This is a genomic window from Streptomyces tendae, assembly GCF_014650435.1.
In the GTDB taxonomy this organism is placed as follows: domain Bacteria; phylum Actinomycetota; class Actinomycetes; order Streptomycetales; family Streptomycetaceae; genus Streptomyces; species Streptomyces tendae.
The window spans coordinates 141,088-157,800 of sequence record NZ_BMUY01000002.1; the positions used below are offsets into that span (position 1 = coordinate 141,088).

Genomic DNA, 16,713 nt, shown 5'->3' on the forward strand with positions numbered 1-16,713 from the left:
ATCGGACCTCGTCATGGACCACCAGAACCTTAGCGCGCCGGAAAGCGCGCAGATCAACGTGCGTCAGCCCCTCTACGGGGCCGCCGCCGTCGCCGTCCGCGACCAGCTCCGCCAGCTCCCGGCGCTGAGCACCGCCATCCACGTCGCCCGGCGCATGCTCGACGAGTACGGCACCGTCGACGCCGACCTCCTCGCCTACGCCCGCGCCCACGGCGCCCTCTCCGAGTCGCTCCGCCTCCTCCTCCGCGCCCTCGACGCCGAGACGGAGGCCAGCCAGTGAGCGCCAAGCCGCCCGTCTTCGGGCCCACCGACACCATCCCGGCCGACGAGAACGCCACCCCGCTCGCCGTCGCCGCCATCGCCATCACCGTCACCCGCGAGCAGCTGCGCACCGCACTCGCCGCCGGACACGCCGAGATGGCCGGCCAGCCCCCGCTCGACGACATCAGCGTCCTCGACGTCCGCCGCGAGATCGAGGGCCACCTCGCCGCCGGCGCCGTCGTCGCCGTCGACGACGAGACGCCCACCGTCACCGAGCGGCTCACGCCCGAGTACACCGCCCAACTCGACGCCGCCATCGACCGCGCCTACACCCGGCCCGCCCCGGCCCCGCGCATCCCGCAGGACCCGCGGTACAGCCAGGGCTCCGTCACCCTCCAGACCCTCGACCACGGCGACGTCACCATCGCCGAGCCCAGCTGGTGCGTCGGCCACGACGACGACCACGTCGGCGACTTCGTGGACATCCAGCACCACGGCCCCTCCAGCACCGCCGGTGCCGTCACCGCCCGCTACGGGCACATCCCCGTCCTCGACACGCACCTCACGCACTTCCCGCACGGCGACAGGCTGCGGGAGATGGCGCCCCTGCTGTCCATCCGTCTCGAGGTCGACGTCACCGTCGTCCCCGAGGACGCCCGGCACATCACCCAGGCCCTCCGCATCAGCATCGCCCGCATCGAACGGGCCATCGCAGACCTCGCCCACCTGCGAGGTGAGCAGCGATGAGCGCCCTCATCTCCCAGCCGCTCGTCGCGGCCGCCGCGGGCGTCGTCGCCCTGGCGCTCCTGGTCTGGCTGCTGCGGTCGCTGCGGAAGACGCCGGCCGCCGTGGCGGTCGCCTCTCTCGCCGCGATGGCCTGCACCGCGTACAGCGCCGACACCAGCTGGCGGTTCGCCGAGCACCGCCTCGGCATGGCCTCCGACCTGGAGCGCGGCGCGATGTTCGCCGCCGCCGAGCTGGCCCTGTTCTCCTGCGCCCTCATGGCCCGCCAGAACCTCCGCTCCCCGCAGGGCACGCCTGGCACGCCCGGCGTCCTGGTCTGGGTCATCACCGGCGTGCAGGTCATCCCCGCCTACAGCGAGTCCGGGATCGTCGGCGGCACCGTCCGCGCCGTCGTCGGCCCGATCCTCGCCGCGCTGCTCTGGCACCTCGCCATGGGCATCGAACTCCGGCACGGCCAGCCCGGTGCCGCGTCGCAGTCCCTGCCCGCCCTGATCGCCCGGGAGCTGCGGGAGCGGCTCCTGTCCCGGCTCGGCCTGGCTGTCCGGGACCGCAGCGCCGAGCAGATCACCCGCGACCGGGCCACCGTCCGCGCCGTCGCCCTCGCCGCGAAGCTCGCCGACATGAAGCCCGGCGCCCGCGGCCGGGCCCGTACCGCGCGGCGCCTGTCCGTGGCCGTCGGCAAGGCACAGGCGGGCGCGTCCGAGGAGCAGCGGGCCAAGCTCCTCGACCTGCTCGCCGCCCGCCGGCACGCCGCCGCCCTTGCCACGATCGAGCTGGCGTCACCGTGGGAGGACGCCCCCGAGGACACCCAGGACGCCGAGGACGCGCCCGCGTCCCCGTCCGTCCCGCCCTTTCCCCGCCCGGTCCCGCCCGGGGCCCGGCTCCTGCCGATCGTCGCCCGCCCCACGGCTCCGGCGCCCGACCCGCAGGACGGCCAGGACGCGCCCGAGGACGCCGAGGACCACGAGGATGGGCCCCCGCCCGAGCCGCCCCTGATGACGTCCCGGGACGTCGCCGACCACTACGGCATCAAGCCGTCCACGGTCCGCAACTGGGTGGCAGCAGGACACATCCCCGTGCACTCCAAGGACGCGTCCGGCCGGAACCTCTTCCACCCGAACGACCTGCCCAACTTCCAGGTGGCGGTGCCGGTATGAAGGCGCTTCTGTTCGGTGCCCTCCTCGGCCTGGCCCTGGTGCTGTGGCCGTCCACGCTGCAGATCGCCGTCGCCAGCCTGGCGTACCTGCTCGCTCAGCCCCTCGTCCTGTCCTTCGTCCTCGGCGTCCTCGCGCGTCCGGCCCTCGCCCGGAGGTGGACGCGATGAGCGACGCCCTGGAGAAAGCCGAGGCCGCGGTCCGCGAGGCGTCGACCGACACCGCCGCCGTGCAACTGGCGTTCGCCGCCATGGAGCTGGCCAAGGCCGCGCAGCAGCAGGCGCAGGCCACCCCGCAACACCACCAGTGCGAGCACCCGCACAAGCCGCGGCGATCGGCCGGCGAGTGGATCGGCATCGCCTGCGCCGTGTGCGTCGGCGGCGTCGGCATCGCCTTCGCCTCCCTCGCCCTGGCCATCCTCGGCGGCACCGCCGCCATCGTCGTCCTGGTCCTGCGCTCGATGTGGACCGACGCCCGGAAGAGCCGCTGACGGCTGCCCGATCCGCCCGAGTGTGACGGGCGGTGAGGGGAGCCGGACAGCCCGGCTACCTCAGGGAGGACACCGTGACCGAAACCTTCGAGACCATCCGCTTCACCGCTGACGTCGTCGTCACCACGACCGACGGGTACGTCCTGCTGATCGAGCGGGGGTGGGACCCGCACAAGGGCCAGTGGGCGCTTCCCGGCGGCCACGTCGACCCCGGCGAGACCAGCCGGCACGCCGCCGCCCGCGAACTCGCCGAAGAGGCCAGCCTGTACGCCATGCCGGAGGAGCTGGTCCAGGTCGGCGTATTCGACGCCCCCGACCGCGACCCTCGTGGCCGGTACGTCACCGTCGCCTACCGCTTCACCGTCATCCCCGGTCTGCCCATCGAGGCCGGTGACGACGCGGTCAACGTCCAGTGGTGGCCCCTCGCCGCCCTGCCGCCGCTGGCCTTCGACCACGCCGACATCATCGCCGCCGCCCTCACCCGCACGGAGGGCTGACCCATGGCCGCCCTCGACCTCAACGCCAGCGACTACACCGCCGGTGAGAAGGCCCGCCTGACCTGGCTGATCGCCCGCATGGCCAAGCGCGGCATCGCCGACGACGGCACCGGCAACGTCGACCAGTCCGGCCTGCAGCGCAAGTTCGACCGCATCCAGGACCAGGCCCGCAAGCGCAAGCAGCAGGGCCGCAAGAAGTAGCTCGGCCCCGGGGACGGCGTCCTACCGCCAAGCAGCCCGCCGTCCCCGGGCCTCCGCACCCCAGCAAGAGGCAGGAAGCCCCAGCATGACCGTTCACCTGATCAAGCCGCCACAGGACGCGCAGGACGCCCCCGCGTCCGGGGCGTCCTCCACCCGTCCCGAACGTCGCCGCGCCCGGTACCGGCGCATCGCCAAGGCCGCCCTCCAGGACGAGCGCGTGCGTACCGCGGGACGCCTCGCCGTCCGCCACGGCTCCTACATGATCGGCGGCACGAAGATCGCCGCCCGCCGCATCTGGGACGGCCGCACCGCCTCCCGGTACGAGCGGATGATCCGCGCCGCCGAAGCCGCCGGCCTCATGGACGAGGTCAAGGAATGGGAGCAGCGCGCCGCCGCCTACCGGGCCGCCCGGCACACCCGCCGCCTCCAGCTCCTCCAGGCCGCCGTACAGCTCCCCAAGGCCCTCGGCCTCGCCCTCGTCAGCGGCTTCGGCGTCCTGATGCTCCTCGGCATCCTCCTCGCCTGGGGCACCGGCGACCCCCACACCGTCCTCGCCCCCACCGAGGCCGTCGTCGAACTCGTGCGCTGGGTCGCGTTCCTCGCCGGCGTCGTCTGGGGCCCATTCCTCCTCGCCGCACCCTGGATCGGCCTCGCCGCCGTCTGGACCATCGGCCAGCAGCGCCACACCGCACCCCAGTGGGCCCTGCCCGTCCAGGCCCGCGACCTCGGCGCCGCCATCACCCCCTCCACCGTCGTCGTCGCCTTCCGCGACCTGGGCATCTCCCCACTCCGCAAGGCCATCGACGCTATGGGAGACGCCGGCGCCGCCCTCCTCAGCCCCATCCGCATCGCCGGATGCGGCGTCGAACTGGACGTTCACCTGCCCACCGGCGTCTCCACCGAGGAGATCCAGGGCCGCCGCCGCAAGCTCGCCGAGAACCTCAACCGGCACGAACACGAGGTGTTCATCACCATCCCGCCCTCCCCGCGGACCGTCCGCCTGTGGATCGCCGACAGCGGCGCCCTGGACGAGCCCATCGGCCCCTCCCCGCTGCTGCTCGACGACGACGCGACCGCCGACTACTACACCGGCTCTGCCCCCTGGGGACAGGACCTGCGCGGCGACGCCGTCGGCGTCAGCGTCTTCCAGCGGCACATCCTCCTCACCGGCCTCTCCAACCAGGGCAAGACCGCCTCCCTGCGCGCCCTCGCCCTCTGGCTCGCCTTCGACCCGACCGTGGACTTCTACGTCGCCGACCTCAAGGGCGTAGGCGACTGGCGCGCCTTCGACGGCCTCGCCCAGCTCCTCATCCAGGGCCCCACCGACGACCACGTCGCTCAGGCCACCGACATGGTCGAGTGGGGCGTCACCGAGATGCAGACCCGCATCGCCCTGCTGGAAGAGTCCGGCGCCACCGACGGCGTCACCCGCGAGATGGCCCGCACAGACCCCCGCTTCCGGCCCGTCGTCCTCATCGTCGACGAAGCCCAGGTCGCCTACGGCTGCGGCGCCAAGAGCCCCGACGGACGCCCCTACGGCGGCAGCAGGGCCACCAGCCGCTACTTCCAGGCCGTCAAGAAGATCCACGACCAGGGCCGCGCCGTGAACGTCACCATCTGGGAAGGCACCCAGGACCCCACCGACGAAAACCTGCCCAAGCGGTCCCGAGAGGGCAACCACATCCGCGGCTCCCTCGTCCTCGGCACCGAGTCCCAGGCCAAGATGGCCCTCGGCGAGGCCCCCGTCGACGCCGGTGCCGCCCCCCACAAGCTGCGCCGAGGCAAGGACCGCGGAACCCTCGTTGTCGCCGGTGAGGGCATCCCCCTGGAAGCCGGCCAGTCCTCCGTCACCGTCCGCACCCACTTCATCAGCGGCGAGGACGCCCTCGTGCTCACCGAACGCGCCAAGCAGCTGCGCGACGGCGTCGCCACCGTCCACCAGCTCGAAGCCGTCGCCCCCGTCGACCACCTCGCCGACCTCGCCGCCGTCGTCGGCCGCGAGAGCCGCGTCCGCACCACCGAGGTCCTTCACCGGCTCAAGACCCGCCGCCACGACGTCTACGAACACTGGACCGGCGCCCGCCTCAAGGCCCTCCTCGCCGAGTGGGACGAGGAGCCCGGCAAGCTCGACGGCTACCCCGTCGTTAAGCTGGAGAGCGTCGAACGCGCCCTCGAACGGCGCGCGGAACAGCTCGCCGAGGCGCAGTGACCCGGCAGTGGGCAGTGACTTTCCACTTCGAAGGTCACTGCCCCGCCTCACTGCCCTTGATCAGCGGAAATGGCGATCAAGTGAGGCAGCGAAGCCGCTACAAGTGCCCTCCTACAAGGCGCTGGAGCGACCTGCCGAACGCCCCACGCAGGCTCACTCACTGCGAGAGGATGACCCCATGGACGAACTGGTGCAGTGGCTGCGCGAGCAGCTCGACGACGACGAGCAGACCGCTCAGGCCGCCTCAGCAGGCCCCTGGTCCACTAGGTGGAACGGCCAGGACCACGAACTCGTTGCGCCCGCCCGCGCCTATCCGATCGCCGAGTGGACCTACGCGATCGCCACCCAGGAGCCGGAGGCCAGCGCGCATCGCGCCGAGTGCGACACTGCCAACGCCGACCACATCGTCCGGCATGATCCGGCGCGGGTGCTGCGCGAGATCGATGCCAAGCGGAAGACCATCGCCCTCTGCGAGCCGCCGCTCGTCGACGTGACCGGCCCCGGCGACACCGAGAAGTCGTTCGTGCCCGGTGAGGGCACTCCCTGGGGTCTGGACGTCCTCAAGCTGCTCGCGCTCCCCTACGCGGACCGGCCCGGCTACCGCGAGGCGTGGCGGCCGTAGGACGGCATCATGGGGTCATGGAGTCGCAGATGAGCCGCCCAGGCCACCTCACCGCCCACCAGACCGCACAGCTCCTCGGCGTCGGCCTGGCCGGCCTCCGCTCCATCGTCCACCGCGGCCAACTCACCCGCTCCGGCGGCACCCCCCGACAGCCCTGGTACGCCGCCAAAGACGTCGCCGCCCTCGCCGCCCAACGCGCCACCCGAGCCTCCGCTTGACCCCAGGTCAGACAGCGTGCAACGATCCCGGTGAACACTTGTGCCCGCAGACGGCACCACAGACACACGACGAAGCCCCGACCGCAGGGTTCCCGGTCGGGGCTTCGTCGTGCCTACACGTCCGCGCAGGGCAACCCCCATCGCTCACACCGAGCGGGTTTGCTGCTGGCGCTGCGCCCTGCGCGGACCCCCAACGTCACAGGACAGCCACACCGCTTCCACACCGCCCCCACACGACGCATGATGCCCAGGCCAGCATCAGCAACCGTGGGGGCCCCATGAGCAACTACCGCGACGTCCAGACCGCCGTCAGAGTCGAGAAGCTCCGCATCTGGTTCGCCTGGATCTGCGGCAACGTCATCCTCGTGATCCTCGCCAACGGCACCAAAGACGTCCGCATCCTCAGCGTCGCCACCCAGGTGCTCCTGGTCGTCGGCTTCCTCGCGCTGACCGTCGCCCTGTTCCGCATGACCGGCGCCCTCAACCGCAAGGCCGCCGCCGCACGCCGCGAGGTCCTCGGCGACGACGCGTAGGAGGTGGCGCCCGTGGCCAGCAACCCCCGCAACGGGCGCCGCTACCGCCGCCTCGCAGCCTGGCTCCGAGCCCAGCGCCTCCCCTGCTGGCTGTGCGGCCACAACATCAGCTACGAGCTGGACGCCCGGCACCCGCTGTCCTTCACCCTCGACCACGAGCAGCCCCTGTCCCGCGGCGGCTCCCTCCTCGACCCGGCCAACGCCCGGCCGGCACACCGCCGCTGCAACAGCAGCCGCGGCAACCGCGAGGGCACCCCGCCTAAGGCAGCACCACAGCGAGCGTCACGGAGGTGGTGACCATGCAGAGCCTGATGGGTGCAGCAGAGCTACGACGGCTCGCCGACGCGCTCGACCTCCTCAGCGAGACGACCAAGCAGACCGGCGTCACGCTCTGCGCCTACGGAACCGACAACATCGAGATCGGCGGCATCACGCTCCCCCTCCAGTACGAGGGCGAGGGAGAGAGCATCCGCTACCTGGTCGATCTGTCGGGCCGGTGACACCGTGCTGTACGTCATCACCGGCCCGCCGGCCGCGGGCAAGAGCAGCTGGATCGAGTCGCACGCCAAGCCCCAGGACATCGTGATCGACCTGGACCGCATCACCGTCGCCCTCACCGGCCCAGGCGCACCGCACTGGAACCACGCACCGCTGCAGCAGCGCGTCGCTCAGCGCGCTCGCTACGCAGCCATCGACGAGGCGCTGCAGCACCTGCACCAGCTGGACGTGTACCTGATCCACACCATGCCGAGCCCGAAGGCGCTGGCCAAGTACAAGCGGCACAAGGCCCGCATCGTGGTGGTCGACCCCGGCGAGGCCATCGTCATGCAGCGCATCCAGGCCATGCGGTCCCCTGCCATGGAGAGGGTGGCCACCCGGTGGTACCGGGCCCGGCAGGGCAGGCCCCGAGAGGCCATGCCACAGGCGTCGCGGTCCTGGTGACACAGCGTCGCTGAGCGCTGCGAACTCAGCGTGAACAGCGAGCGCGAGCGCTCCTCGGCGCCGCCCCGATCATGATCAACAGGGGGGAGTGGGTCCAAAGTCCGGCTCTTGGCCGGGCGACCCAAAAGCCCTTGTCGCCCGTTTTTTTGCGCGGCCCCGATTCAAGATCTACTTCACGCGAACTCAGTTCGACCCATTTAGCGGCGATCACTCAGCGTTACATCACTCTGCGTAAGGGCGGTGATCATGGGCGCCGTAACCGATGCAACCGAGGCCGAGCTTGTCAAGCTCCACGCCGACCAAACCGCACCTGGCCTCGGCGAACTCGCGCTCAGCCTCGCCCGGGCCATCGACGGCACCGACGCCCCGACCGCCATCGCCGTAGCCGGACGAGAGCTACGCGCAGTGATGGCCGACCTCCGCAAGCTGGCCCCCGTCGGGGAGGAGGGGGACAGCGTCGATGACATCGCTGCTCAGCGAGCCAAGCGCCGCGCAGCTGCCAGAGAGCAGGCCGCCGGCGGCTGACGGTCCGGTGCACGGCTGGCAGACACCGCCCATCGAGACCGTTCCACCGTCCGTCACCAGTGCAGGTCAAGAGGCAATCGACCTGGCCGCGAAGGCGGGCCTGCACCTCGACCCGTGGCAGCAGCACGTCCTGCGCCGCGGCATGGGCGAGGACGTTGACGGCTCGTGGTCCGCGTTCGAGGTCTGCGTCAACGTGCCCCGCCAGAACGGCAAGGGCGGGATCATCGAGGCCCGCGAACTGTGGGGCCTGTTCATCGGCGGCGAGCAGCTGATCCTCCACTCGGCGCACGAATTCAAGACGGCGAAGGCCGCCTTCAAGCGGGTGGAACGCCTCATCCGAGGATGCCCTGACCTGCACAAACGTGTGAAGGCGTTCCGGTACACGGTCGGTGAGGAGTCGATCGAGCTGTACTCCGGGCAGGTGCTGCGGTTCATTGCCCGGTCGAAGGGGTCGGGCCGCGGCTTCACCGGCGACTGCAACATCCTCGACGAGGACATGATCCTCGGCGACGACGCGATGGACGCGCTGCTGCCGACCATGGCGGCCGTCGACAACCCGCAGATCTGGTACCTGGGATCGGCCGGCATCGGCGCCCTGTCCGTCCAGCTGGGGCGGCTGCGGCGCCGCGCGCTGGCCGCGCTGGAGTCCGGCACGCCGGACCCGTCGCTGGCCTACTTCGAGTGGTCGTGTGACCTGCATGTCGACGAGTGCCCGCGCGGCTGTACGGAGCACGACGACGCGGGGTCGGACGAGGCGGTGCTGAAGGCGAACCCCGCAGTCGGCTACCGGCTGACGCTGGAGAAGACCGCCAACGAGCGGGCCACTCTCAGCAAGGCCGGGTACGCCCGCGAGCGGCTCGGGGTCGGCGACTACCCGACGGACGAGGCCGACACGTGGCAGGTCATCGGGGAGGACGCGTGGCGGGCCCTGGCGGCCGCCGAGAGCGCCCCGGCCGACCCGGTCGCGTTCTCCATCGATATGACGCCGGAGCGGTCGCACGCGGCGATCTGCGTGGCCGGTGAGTGGCGCGGCGGCGTGCACGTGGAGGTCGTCGACCACCGGCCCGGTACGGGCTGGGTCCTGGAGCGGGCCAAGGAGCTGCATGCGAAGTGGGGGCCGCGGTGTTGGGTCGTCGACGGGGGCGGGCCGGCCGGGTCGCTGATCCCGGACCTGGAGGACGAGGAGAAGGGGCTCGGCATCACTGTGGTGCAGCCGAAGACCCGGGAGATCGCGCAGGCTTGCGGTCAGTTCTACGACGCGGTCACCGAGCAGACCCTCTCCCATCTCGACCAGGCGCCGCTGGCGTCGGCCCTGGCGGGCGCTCAGAAGCGGCCGCTGGGGGACGCGTGGGCGTGGGCCCGACGGATCGCGTCGGTGGACATCAGCCCGCTGGTGGCGGCCACGTTCGCCCGGTGGGGCCTGGCGGCCGAGGTCGAAGAGGCAGAGGAGGTGCCGGACGTATGGTGACGCGCCGCGTGCTGAATGTGCTGGAGGTCGTGTTCGTCCTCGCGCTGCTGCTCGGGGTGGGCCTGTGGTCCGTGCCCGCCGCGCTGATCCTGGGCGGTGTGCTGGGGGTCGTGGCGGTGGAGCGGACCCTGGCCGGGCTGCCGCGTGAGGGGGCCAAGCGATGAGCCTGTTCGGGCTGTTCGAACGACGCGCGCCATCGCTGGAGAACCCGGCTGTACCGCTGACCGACGCCTCGCTGCTGGAGGCGTTCGGCGGGATCCAGTCGGACGCCGGCGTGCAGGTGTCGGAGGAATCGGCGCTGCGCACGCCCACGGTGTGGCGGGCGGTCGCCGTCGTGGCCGGGGTGTCCGCGTCGCTGCCGCTGCACGTCTACCGGACCGGGAGCCGGGACCGGGTGACGACGCCGCTGCTGGACGATCCGCACCCAGAGCTGACGCCGCTGGAGCTGTGGCGGCTGGCCTACGTGCACCGCGTGCTGTGGGGCAACGGCTACCTGCAGAAGCTGCGTGCGCCGTCGGGCCAGGTCAAGGAGCTGTGGCCCGTCTCCCCGGACCGGGTGACGGTGGAGAGGCTGAAGCCGAGCGACGGCAACCCGACCGGGAAGTGGTTCTTCGCGACGGACGACTGGGGGGTCCTGCACGCGCTGACGCCCCGGGAGATGCTGCACCTGCCCGGCCTCGGCTACGACGGGCTGAAGGGCCTGTCTCCGATCGCCATGGCACGGCAGGGCATCGGCCTGGCGCAGGCTGCGGAGAAGGGGGCGGCGAAGCTGTTCGGCCGCGGCAACGTCCTGTCCGGTGTGCTGGAGACCGAGCAGAAGCTGAACGCCGACCAGGCCAACGCACTGAAGACCCGGTTCCAGGCGAAGCTGGCCGGGGTCGAGAACTTCCAGGAGGTGGCCGTCCTGGACGCTGGCGCTTCCTTCAAGCCGGTGACGATGCCGCTGAAGGACTCCCAGTTCCTGGAGTCCCGCGAGTTCCAGATCCCAGAGATCGCCCGCATGTTCGGCGTCCCGCTGTTCCTGCTGATGGAGACGTCCAAGAGCACGTCGTGGGGCACCGGCCTGGAGCAGCAGGCGCAGGGCTGGATCACGTTCGACCTGGCGCCGACGTGGCTGGGACCGACCGAGCAGCGCATCACTAAGGAGCTGCTGCCACCCGGCCAGTACGCGCACTACGCGGTGCAGGGCCTGCTGCGCGGCGACAGCTCGGCGCGGGCGACGTTCTACCGGGCGATGCGCGACACAGGCGTGATGTCCGCGAACGACATCCGCGCCCTGGAAGAGATGCCGCCGATCCCGGGGCCCGAGGGCGACACCTACCTGCAGCCGACGTACATGGCCCCGCTGGGGTCCAACCCACTGGCCGAAGACGGCGGGGCACTGCCCGCCCGCGCGGCCGCCCTGATGGCCGAGGCGCGGCGCCTGCTGGCCCAGCACGCTGAGCAAGGAGGCGACCATGCCGACGACGATGACGGGTGAGGAGCGGCGCCGTCTGGCGCTGTCCGCGGCCGGGGTGAGTGTCCGCGCGGACGGGGACGGCCAGCGGTTCGCCGGGTACGCCGCCGTGTTCAACTCGCGGACGGCGATCGGGAACCCGCTGCGCTGGGGGTTCTACGAGGAGATCGCGCCGGGCGCCTTCGCGAAGACGCTGACCGAGGGCGATGCCCGGATGCTCATCGATCACGACTCGTACTACGTCGTGTCGCGGACGTCGGCCGGCAGCCTGACCCTCGCCGAGGACGACAAGGGCCTGTCCGTCGACTCGGCGCTGGACACCCGCCTGTCCTACGTGCAGGACCTGGCGGTGAACCTCGACAACCGCAACGTCACCGGCATGTCCTTCGGGTTCTACGTCATCAAGGACGAGTGGAACTCCGAGCCGATCGAGGTGGAGGGCGCCGACCCGGTAGAGGTCGACGTCCGGATCATCCGCGAGGTACGCCTCATCGAGGTGTCCGCGGTGACGTTCCCCGCCTACCCCGAGACCGAGGCCGAGCTGAAGGCCGTGGCCCGGGCGCTGGACCACCGCGGCGAGTACGCCGCCGTGGAGGCCCGGGCCAAGTTTCGGCCCGAGCTGCTCGACCTGGTGCACATCGACCGCGAGCCGGGTGAGTCCACTCGCGGCACGCAAGACCCCGCTGAGCCGGCCGTGTCCACTCAGCCGACGGGCCTGCCCCTGTCGATGCGCATGAACGCGCTGGCCGCCCGCTACGGGCTCCCGCGCTGATCTGACCAACCCTTCCCTGCAGCCCGCCGCCGGTGGGCTGTTCGGCGTGCCGTGAAAGGACACAGACGCCATGACCGCACTGCTCACCCGGGCCCTGGAGAAGCGGGCCAACCTCTGGTCCCAGATGCAGGAGATCCAGGCCCGCGCCGAGTCGGAGAACCGCGACGCGCTGACCGCCGAGGAGCGGGAATCCTGGGACCGCATGGAGGCCGACCTGACGGCCACCTCCCAGGACATCGAGCGCATGGAGCGCTCCGCCCGCATGGACGCCGTCCAGCGCGACCAGGCCATCGTCACCACCGGCGGCAACCCGGAGGGCGGCGAGAACCGCGAGGCCGACCAGGACGCCGCCTACCGCGACGCGTTCGGCCGGTTCCTGCGCCGGGGCATGACCGTCCTGTCCAACGACCAGCGCGAGCTGATGCTCGCGAACCACTCGGAGATCCGGGCGCAGGCCACCTCCCCGGGCAGCGCGGGCGGCTACTTCATCCCGACCGACACCCTGAACAAGATCACCGAGACGCTGAAGGTGTACGGCGGTCTGCTGTCCGAGGTCAACGTCATCACCACGGCGTCCGGCAACCCGCTGAACTGGCCGACCAACGACGACACCGCGAACGTCGGCGCGATCCTCACCGAGAACTCCCAGGTCACCGAGCAGGACATCACGCTCGGTCAGAAGGACCTCGGCGCGTACACGTACACGTCGAAGATGATCCGCGCGTCCCTGGCCCTGCTGCAGGACTCCGCGTTCGACACCGAGGGGTTCATCGCCCGCAAGCTCGGCGAGCGCATCGGCCGCGCGATCGCCGCGCACCTGGCCACCGGCACCGGCACCAACCAGCCCGAGGGCCTGTTCACCAACGCCACCGCCGGGGTCACCGGCGCCGCGGGGCAGGTCACTTCCGTCACCTACGACGACCTGATCGACCTGCAGCACTCCGTCGACCCCGCCTACCGCGGCACCGCGAAGTGGGCCACCTCGGACTCCGGGCTGAAGGTCGTTCGGAAGCTGAAGGACGAGCAGGGCCGCCCGCTGTGGGAGCCGTCCGTCCAGGCCGGCGTACCGTCCACGCTGCTCGGCGCCCCGGTCGTCATCGACAACGGCATCCCGGCCCCGGCCGCGTCCGCCGCGTCGATCGGCTACGGCGACCTGCGCGCCGCCTACGTCGCCCGCCAGGTCGCCGGCGGCCAGATGATGCGCCTGGAGGAGCGGTACGCCGACTACCTCCAGGTCGGCTTCCTCGGCTTCCTCCGCTTCGACGGAGTGCCGGACGACGGCGCCGCGTTCCGCACCTACGAGCACCCGGCCGCCTGACCCCTGCCCGACCCCGCGGCCCCCGGCACCGTCGGGGGCCGCCCCATGGAAGGAGCACCGGATGCCCCGCATCCGAGTCCTGCAGTCCGTCGGCGGCCTGGACTTCTCGTGGACGCCCGGCCAGATCGTGGACGTCGACGCCGCCACCGCGAAGGCGTGGGCAGACGGCGTGCGCGCCGAGCTGGTCGAAGACCCCAAGCCGCAGGGCCGCACGGAGAAGGCCGCGTCCCGCTCACGCGGCGGCGGCCGCGCCGCGAAGCCCGAGACCCGCTGAGGAGGGCGGCGTGCCCTACGACCTCGGGTCCACCGCCCGCCTCACCGCGCAGTGCAAGAACCCCGACGGCAGCCTGGCCACGGCCGGAACCGCGGTGTGCACGGTCACCCTGCCGGACGGCAGCACCGCCACCCCGGCCGCCACGGAGAACGCCCCCGGGGAGTACCAGTCCGACTACCCGACCACGGTGCCCGGACGGCACACGGTCCGCTGGGTGTTCACAGCGCCGGCGCACGCGTACACCGACGTCCTGGACGTGCAGGACGCCGTGCCCGTCGCGGTGCTGTCCCTGGCCGACGCCCGTGCGCACCTCAACCTCAAGAGCACCACGGACGACGACGAGGTCCGGTTCTGGAACGCGACCGCCACCCGGGGCGTGGAGGCCCTGATCGGCCCGGTCACGCCCCGGGTCGTGACGGAGGACCATCACTTCGGGCTGGCCATGATCCTGGTGGTGCGGCAGGTGCCCGCCCTTGAGGTCATCAGCCTCGCCCCGCTGGTGGACAACGGCATCGTCTACGACGCCTCCGCGCTGGGCCTGGACGGGGCGACGGGGGCGCTGTGGCTCACCGGCGGAGGGATGTTCCACGGCCCGCAGCGGATCACCTACCGGGCCGGGCGCACGGTCATCGGCGAGCACGTCACCGCCGCCGCCCGAATCATCCTCGATCACCTGTGGCGTACCCAGCGCGGCGGCCGCGGCGGCCTGGCCGGCGGGGGCGACGACTACAGCGTGTCCGAGCCGATCCCCGGCTTCGGCTACGCGATCCCCAACCGCGCGCTGCAGCTGCTGCAGCCAGACCTCCTTCCCCCCGGAGTGGCCTGATGGGCTCACGTGTACCCGAAGTCATCGACCGTCTCCTCGCGCTCGGCGCAGCCGACAGCGCCCTGAAGGGAGTACGGGTCTCGGACGGTCCGGAGCTGACCGAGGACGACGATCCAGAGTGGCTCATCCCAGGCTGGGACGCGGACCCGAACGGGGACTACCAGGCAGCAAGCACCCTCGGCGGCTGGGCAGGGCTGGGCTCCCGCCGAGAGGAACAGTTCCAGATCACCGTCGCGGTGATCGCCTTCAACGGCGACACCGACGTGCGGGCCGCCCGAGAACGGGCCTACGAGATCGCCTACGCCGTGGAGGCGTGGTTCGCGGCCGACCCGAGCATCGGCCTGCCCGAGCTGGAGGCAGCGATCGAGGCGAGCCAGCTCACCCAGGACCAGACCGACAAGGGCGCGAAGGCCACCCTGCTGCTGACGGTGGCCGGCCGTGGATTCACGTAGAGAGGAGCCCGCGGTGGCGGTGCGGATGCGGCACGACGGCATCGAGCAGGAGATCGAGGTCCCGGAGATCTCGGTCGAGCAGTACAAGCGGTCCGGCTGGAAAGTCGTCGGCGACGACGGCCAGCCGATCGAGGAGAAGACGACCACGGCGAAGCGCCGTCGGGCTGAAGGAGATGAGAGCTGATGGCGACTCCGATCCAGGCGTCGACCCGGTACTACCGGCGCGGCGTCACCCGCGTGCTGTGGGTGCCGACAATCGCGAACAAGAACGCGCCCACCCGTGCGGAACTGGACGCCGGCACCGCGCTGGAGGCCGAGACCGGGGCGATGTCCGGGTGGCAGACCACCTCCGGCACCGTACCCACCCCCGCGCTGGGCAGCCGGTTCACGCCGGTGGTCGGCGGCGAGATCACCGCCTCCGACTCTTCGCTCACCTTCTGGGCGTCGAAGGACGGCGACGACGTTCGCCAGCTGCTGGTGCGCGAAGCCACCGGCAACATCGTGTGGATGGACGAAGGCGACGTGCCCACCCAGCCGATGGACGTCTACCCCGTTACCGTCACCTCGCAGGCCAAGGTGCGCGAGCTGGACCAGGCGGCGCAGATCATGTGCCAGTTCGCCATCACCAGCGAGCCCGCCGAGAACGTCGACATTCCCGCCGTCACCCCCTGATCCGATGGCGGGCAGCGTTCAGATCCTGGGCACCGGCCAGCTGCTCACGCTCTCCCGGCGGATGCGGGCAGCTGGCGGCCCCCGGCTGCGGCAGAACTTCTCCCGCCGCGTCCGGCGGGCCGCCGAGCCCCTGCACAAGGACCTGCAGAAGGCGATCCGCACCCAGCCGCTCGTCTCGGAAGGCCGCAAGGGCGGGAAGCGGGGCGGCCCGTCGCCCACCACACGGCCGCTGCGGTCCACGCTCGCGGGCAGCATCCGGATCAGCGTCCGGTCCGGCGCCAACCCGGGCGCCCGGATCTGGATCGACAAGGGCCGCCTGCCGGAAGACCTGCGGAACATGCCGTGGGTGATCAACGACGGCCGGGTCCGCCACCCGGTGTTCGGCAACCGGAAGCGGTGGGCGACGCAGTGGGCCAGGCCGCCGGGCTGGTGGTCCAAGACGGTGGAGGCCGGCACACCGCGCATGCGCGCAGAAGTCGAACGGGTCCTGCGCGACGTGCGACGGGACCTTGAGTGAGAAGAGGAACCAAGAGTGATCATCTCCATCGCGCAGGACGACGGCACCGTCGAAGAGCTGTCGACGGATGAGCTGTCCGCTCTGGAGGCGGCCGCCATCGAGGAGGCGATGGGCGGTGCGCAGTGGCAGCGCATCGAGGCCCTTCTCCAGCTGCAGGACCCGACCGCGCTGCGGGCCGTCGTCTGGGCGCACCGGCGCCGCGCCCAGCCGGACCTCGCGTTCGCCGACTTCGACCTGCCCGGCTGGCGCCGACGGGTCAAAGCGCGGATCACCCGCGGTGAGATCGAGGACGCCCTGAACAACCTGATGGTCCAGGCCCTCAGCAGCCAGGCCGAGGACACCCAGATCGACCTGGTGACACCGCACCTGCGGAAGCTCGCCCATACCCCGGCCGATGTGGACGCCGCGCTGGACGGGCTGGGAAAAGGCCACCTGGTACACCGGCGCCGGGACTCCGAGGACTGATCCACGAGTACGAGCCGCTGCTGATGCACTACCTGCACATGCAGCCCTCGGAGATCGACCGGCTGTCGGTCACCCGCTTCCTGCGCCTGGTCGCCTG

Annotated in this window: 27 protein-coding genes; all 27 read left to right on the forward strand. The window is 71.6% G+C overall.

Translation table 11 applies throughout. From position 1 onward, the window contains the following. Positions 1-13 precede the first annotated feature (13 nt). The 27 genes from IE258_RS05450 to IE258_RS05580 all read left to right on the forward strand — a co-directional run bounded on the left by IE258_RS05450 (position 14) and on the right by IE258_RS05580 (position 16,616). A complete protein-coding gene (locus tag IE258_RS05450) occupies positions 14-280 on the forward strand; it encodes a hypothetical protein (RefSeq protein ID WP_189739617.1) in 267 nt (88 codons plus the stop codon). Continuing rightward, complete coding sequence (locus tag IE258_RS05455) at positions 277-1,008, forward strand: DUF6907 domain-containing protein (RefSeq protein ID WP_189739621.1); 732 nt, start codon at positions 277-279, stop codon at positions 1,006-1,008. The genes IE258_RS05450 and IE258_RS05455 overlap by 4 nt, the downstream gene beginning before the upstream one ends. After that, positions 1,005-2,162, forward strand: a complete 1,158-nt coding sequence (locus tag IE258_RS05460) for a helix-turn-helix domain-containing protein (RefSeq protein WP_189739623.1) — start codon at positions 1,005-1,007, stop codon at positions 2,160-2,162. Before IE258_RS05455 ends, IE258_RS05460 begins: the two co-directional genes overlap by 4 nt. After that, complete coding sequence (locus tag IE258_RS05465; RefSeq protein WP_189739626.1) at positions 2,159-2,329, forward strand: hypothetical protein; 171 nt, start codon at positions 2,159-2,161, stop codon at positions 2,327-2,329. Before IE258_RS05460 ends, IE258_RS05465 begins: the two co-directional genes overlap by 4 nt. Then, positions 2,326-2,649 (forward strand): hypothetical protein, encoded by a 324-nt coding sequence (locus IE258_RS05470; protein ID WP_189739629.1) that lies wholly within the window; start codon positions 2,326-2,328, stop codon positions 2,647-2,649. Before IE258_RS05465 ends, IE258_RS05470 begins: the two co-directional genes overlap by 4 nt. Before the next feature lie 74 nt (positions 2,650-2,723). Next, the gene (locus IE258_RS05475) at positions 2,724-3,146 is read left to right on the forward strand and encodes an NUDIX domain-containing protein (RefSeq protein WP_189739633.1); all 423 of its coding nucleotides are present in this window, start codon (positions 2,724-2,726) and stop codon (positions 3,144-3,146) included. A 3-nt stretch (positions 3,147-3,149) separates the two neighbouring features. Then, positions 3,150-3,347 carry a DUF6257 family protein gene (locus IE258_RS05480; protein ID WP_189739635.1) on the forward strand — a complete coding sequence of 66 codons (198 nt, stop codon included), beginning with the start codon at positions 3,150-3,152 and terminating at the stop codon, positions 3,345-3,347. An 85-nt stretch (positions 3,348-3,432) separates the two neighbouring features. After that, positions 3,433-5,556 (forward strand): FtsK/SpoIIIE domain-containing protein, encoded by a 2,124-nt coding sequence (locus IE258_RS05485; RefSeq protein ID WP_189739638.1) that lies wholly within the window; start codon positions 3,433-3,435, stop codon positions 5,554-5,556. 178 nt (positions 5,557-5,734) lie between these two features. Beyond that, a complete protein-coding gene (locus IE258_RS05490) occupies positions 5,735-6,178 on the forward strand; it encodes a DUF6221 family protein (RefSeq protein ID WP_189739640.1) in 444 nt (147 codons plus the stop codon). A gap of 17 nt (positions 6,179-6,195) precedes the next feature. Then, positions 6,196-6,396 (forward strand): hypothetical protein, encoded by a 201-nt coding sequence (locus tag IE258_RS05495; protein ID WP_189739643.1) that lies wholly within the window; start codon positions 6,196-6,198, stop codon positions 6,394-6,396. Between the two features lie 278 nt (positions 6,397-6,674). Continuing rightward, complete coding sequence (locus IE258_RS05500) at positions 6,675-6,929, forward strand: hypothetical protein (RefSeq protein ID WP_189739647.1); 255 nt, start codon at positions 6,675-6,677, stop codon at positions 6,927-6,929. A 12-nt stretch (positions 6,930-6,941) separates the two neighbouring features. Beyond that, positions 6,942-7,226, forward strand: coding sequence for an HNH endonuclease (locus IE258_RS05505; RefSeq protein ID WP_189739650.1), 285 nt, complete (start codon positions 6,942-6,944; stop codon positions 7,224-7,226). Between the two features lie 2 nt (positions 7,227-7,228). Further along, a complete protein-coding gene (locus IE258_RS05510; protein WP_189739654.1) occupies positions 7,229-7,429 on the forward strand; it encodes a hypothetical protein in 201 nt (66 codons plus the stop codon). A gap of 4 nt (positions 7,430-7,433) precedes the next feature. Continuing rightward, complete coding sequence (locus IE258_RS05515; protein ID WP_189739657.1) at positions 7,434-7,871, forward strand: AAA family ATPase; 438 nt, start codon at positions 7,434-7,436, stop codon at positions 7,869-7,871. Positions 7,872-8,117: 246 nt separating this feature from the next. Next, positions 8,118-8,396, forward strand: coding sequence for a hypothetical protein (locus IE258_RS05520; protein WP_229891943.1), 279 nt, complete (start codon positions 8,118-8,120; stop codon positions 8,394-8,396). Further along, on the forward strand, positions 8,332-9,864 hold the full coding sequence (locus tag IE258_RS05525; protein ID WP_229891944.1) for a terminase large subunit domain-containing protein: 1,533 nt from the start codon (positions 8,332-8,334) through the stop codon (positions 9,862-9,864). Before IE258_RS05520 ends, IE258_RS05525 begins: the two co-directional genes overlap by 65 nt. Further along, positions 9,858-10,028: a hypothetical protein gene (locus IE258_RS05530; RefSeq protein WP_189739660.1), complete on the forward strand. Its 171-nt coding sequence runs from the start codon at positions 9,858-9,860 to the stop codon at positions 10,026-10,028. The genes IE258_RS05525 and IE258_RS05530 overlap by 7 nt, the downstream gene beginning before the upstream one ends. Continuing rightward, the gene (locus IE258_RS05535; protein WP_189739663.1) at positions 10,025-11,344 is read left to right on the forward strand and encodes a phage portal protein; all 1,320 of its coding nucleotides are present in this window, start codon (positions 10,025-10,027) and stop codon (positions 11,342-11,344) included. Before IE258_RS05530 ends, IE258_RS05535 begins: the two co-directional genes overlap by 4 nt. Then, positions 11,322-12,092 (forward strand): HK97 family phage prohead protease, encoded by a 771-nt coding sequence (locus IE258_RS05540; protein WP_189739667.1) that lies wholly within the window; start codon positions 11,322-11,324, stop codon positions 12,090-12,092. The genes IE258_RS05535 and IE258_RS05540 overlap by 23 nt, the downstream gene beginning before the upstream one ends. A 70-nt stretch (positions 12,093-12,162) precedes the next feature. After that, positions 12,163-13,410: a phage major capsid protein gene (locus IE258_RS05545; protein ID WP_189739671.1), complete on the forward strand. Its 1,248-nt coding sequence runs from the start codon at positions 12,163-12,165 to the stop codon at positions 13,408-13,410. A 61-nt stretch (positions 13,411-13,471) separates the two neighbouring features. After that, complete coding sequence (locus IE258_RS05550; protein ID WP_189739674.1) at positions 13,472-13,684, forward strand: hypothetical protein; 213 nt, start codon at positions 13,472-13,474, stop codon at positions 13,682-13,684. A gap of 10 nt (positions 13,685-13,694) precedes the next feature. Continuing rightward, a complete protein-coding gene (locus IE258_RS05555; RefSeq protein ID WP_189739678.1) occupies positions 13,695-14,510 on the forward strand; it encodes a hypothetical protein in 816 nt (271 codons plus the stop codon). Continuing rightward, entirely contained in the window at positions 14,510-14,962 is a 453-nt protein-coding gene (locus IE258_RS05560; RefSeq protein ID WP_189739682.1) for a hypothetical protein, read from the forward strand. The genes IE258_RS05555 and IE258_RS05560 overlap by 1 nt, the downstream gene beginning before the upstream one ends. Beyond that, a complete protein-coding gene (locus tag IE258_RS05565) occupies positions 14,949-15,146 on the forward strand; it encodes a hypothetical protein (RefSeq protein ID WP_189739686.1) in 198 nt (65 codons plus the stop codon). Before IE258_RS05560 ends, IE258_RS05565 begins: the two co-directional genes overlap by 14 nt. Continuing rightward, positions 15,146-15,634 carry a phage tail tube protein gene (locus IE258_RS05570; protein WP_229891945.1) on the forward strand — a complete coding sequence of 163 codons (489 nt, stop codon included), beginning with the start codon at positions 15,146-15,148 and terminating at the stop codon, positions 15,632-15,634. Before IE258_RS05565 ends, IE258_RS05570 begins: the two co-directional genes overlap by 1 nt. A 4-nt stretch (positions 15,635-15,638) precedes the next feature. Next, positions 15,639-16,151, forward strand: coding sequence for a hypothetical protein (locus IE258_RS05575; RefSeq protein ID WP_189739689.1), 513 nt, complete (start codon positions 15,639-15,641; stop codon positions 16,149-16,151). 15 nt (positions 16,152-16,166) lie between these two features. After that, the gene (locus tag IE258_RS05580) at positions 16,167-16,616 is read left to right on the forward strand and encodes a hypothetical protein (protein WP_189739701.1); all 450 of its coding nucleotides are present in this window, start codon (positions 16,167-16,169) and stop codon (positions 16,614-16,616) included. The last annotated feature ends 97 nt before the right edge of the window (positions 16,617-16,713 follow it).

Bases quoted from the DNA above. Each gene is read 5' to 3' on its own strand.
- IE258_RS05450 (WP_189739617.1), top strand. From the start codon at position 14: ATGGACCACCAGAACCTTAGCGCGCCGGAAAGCGCGCAGATCAACGTG.
- IE258_RS05460 (WP_189739623.1), top strand. From the start codon at position 1,005: ATGAGCGCCCTCATCTCCCAGCCGCTCGTCGCGGCCGCCGCGGGCGTC.
- IE258_RS05465 (WP_189739626.1), top strand. From the start codon at position 2,159: ATGAAGGCGCTTCTGTTCGGTGCCCTCCTCGGCCTGGCCCTGGTGCTG.
- IE258_RS05470 (WP_189739629.1), top strand. From the start codon at position 2,326: ATGAGCGACGCCCTGGAGAAAGCCGAGGCCGCGGTCCGCGAGGCGTCG.
- IE258_RS05480 (WP_189739635.1), top strand. From the start codon at position 3,150: ATGGCCGCCCTCGACCTCAACGCCAGCGACTACACCGCCGGTGAGAAG.
- IE258_RS05485 (WP_189739638.1), top strand. From the start codon at position 3,433: ATGACCGTTCACCTGATCAAGCCGCCACAGGACGCGCAGGACGCCCCC.
- IE258_RS05490 (WP_189739640.1), top strand. From the start codon at position 5,735: ATGGACGAACTGGTGCAGTGGCTGCGCGAGCAGCTCGACGACGACGAG.
- IE258_RS05495 (WP_189739643.1), top strand. From the start codon at position 6,196: ATGGAGTCGCAGATGAGCCGCCCAGGCCACCTCACCGCCCACCAGACC.
- IE258_RS05500 (WP_189739647.1), top strand. From the start codon at position 6,675: ATGAGCAACTACCGCGACGTCCAGACCGCCGTCAGAGTCGAGAAGCTC.
- IE258_RS05510 (WP_189739654.1), top strand. From the start codon at position 7,229: ATGCAGAGCCTGATGGGTGCAGCAGAGCTACGACGGCTCGCCGACGCG.
- IE258_RS05520 (WP_229891943.1), top strand. From the start codon at position 8,118: ATGGGCGCCGTAACCGATGCAACCGAGGCCGAGCTTGTCAAGCTCCAC.
- IE258_RS05525 (WP_229891944.1), top strand. From the start codon at position 8,332: ATGACATCGCTGCTCAGCGAGCCAAGCGCCGCGCAGCTGCCAGAGAGC.
- IE258_RS05530 (WP_189739660.1), top strand. From the start codon at position 9,858: ATGGTGACGCGCCGCGTGCTGAATGTGCTGGAGGTCGTGTTCGTCCTC.
- IE258_RS05535 (WP_189739663.1), top strand. From the start codon at position 10,025: ATGAGCCTGTTCGGGCTGTTCGAACGACGCGCGCCATCGCTGGAGAAC.
- IE258_RS05540 (WP_189739667.1), top strand. From the start codon at position 11,322: ATGCCGACGACGATGACGGGTGAGGAGCGGCGCCGTCTGGCGCTGTCC.
- IE258_RS05545 (WP_189739671.1), top strand. From the start codon at position 12,163: ATGACCGCACTGCTCACCCGGGCCCTGGAGAAGCGGGCCAACCTCTGG.
- IE258_RS05550 (WP_189739674.1), top strand. From the start codon at position 13,472: ATGCCCCGCATCCGAGTCCTGCAGTCCGTCGGCGGCCTGGACTTCTCG.
- IE258_RS05560 (WP_189739682.1), top strand. From the start codon at position 14,510: ATGGGCTCACGTGTACCCGAAGTCATCGACCGTCTCCTCGCGCTCGGC.
- IE258_RS05570 (WP_229891945.1), top strand. From the start codon at position 15,146: ATGGCGACTCCGATCCAGGCGTCGACCCGGTACTACCGGCGCGGCGTC.
- IE258_RS05575 (WP_189739689.1), top strand. From the start codon at position 15,639: ATGGCGGGCAGCGTTCAGATCCTGGGCACCGGCCAGCTGCTCACGCTC.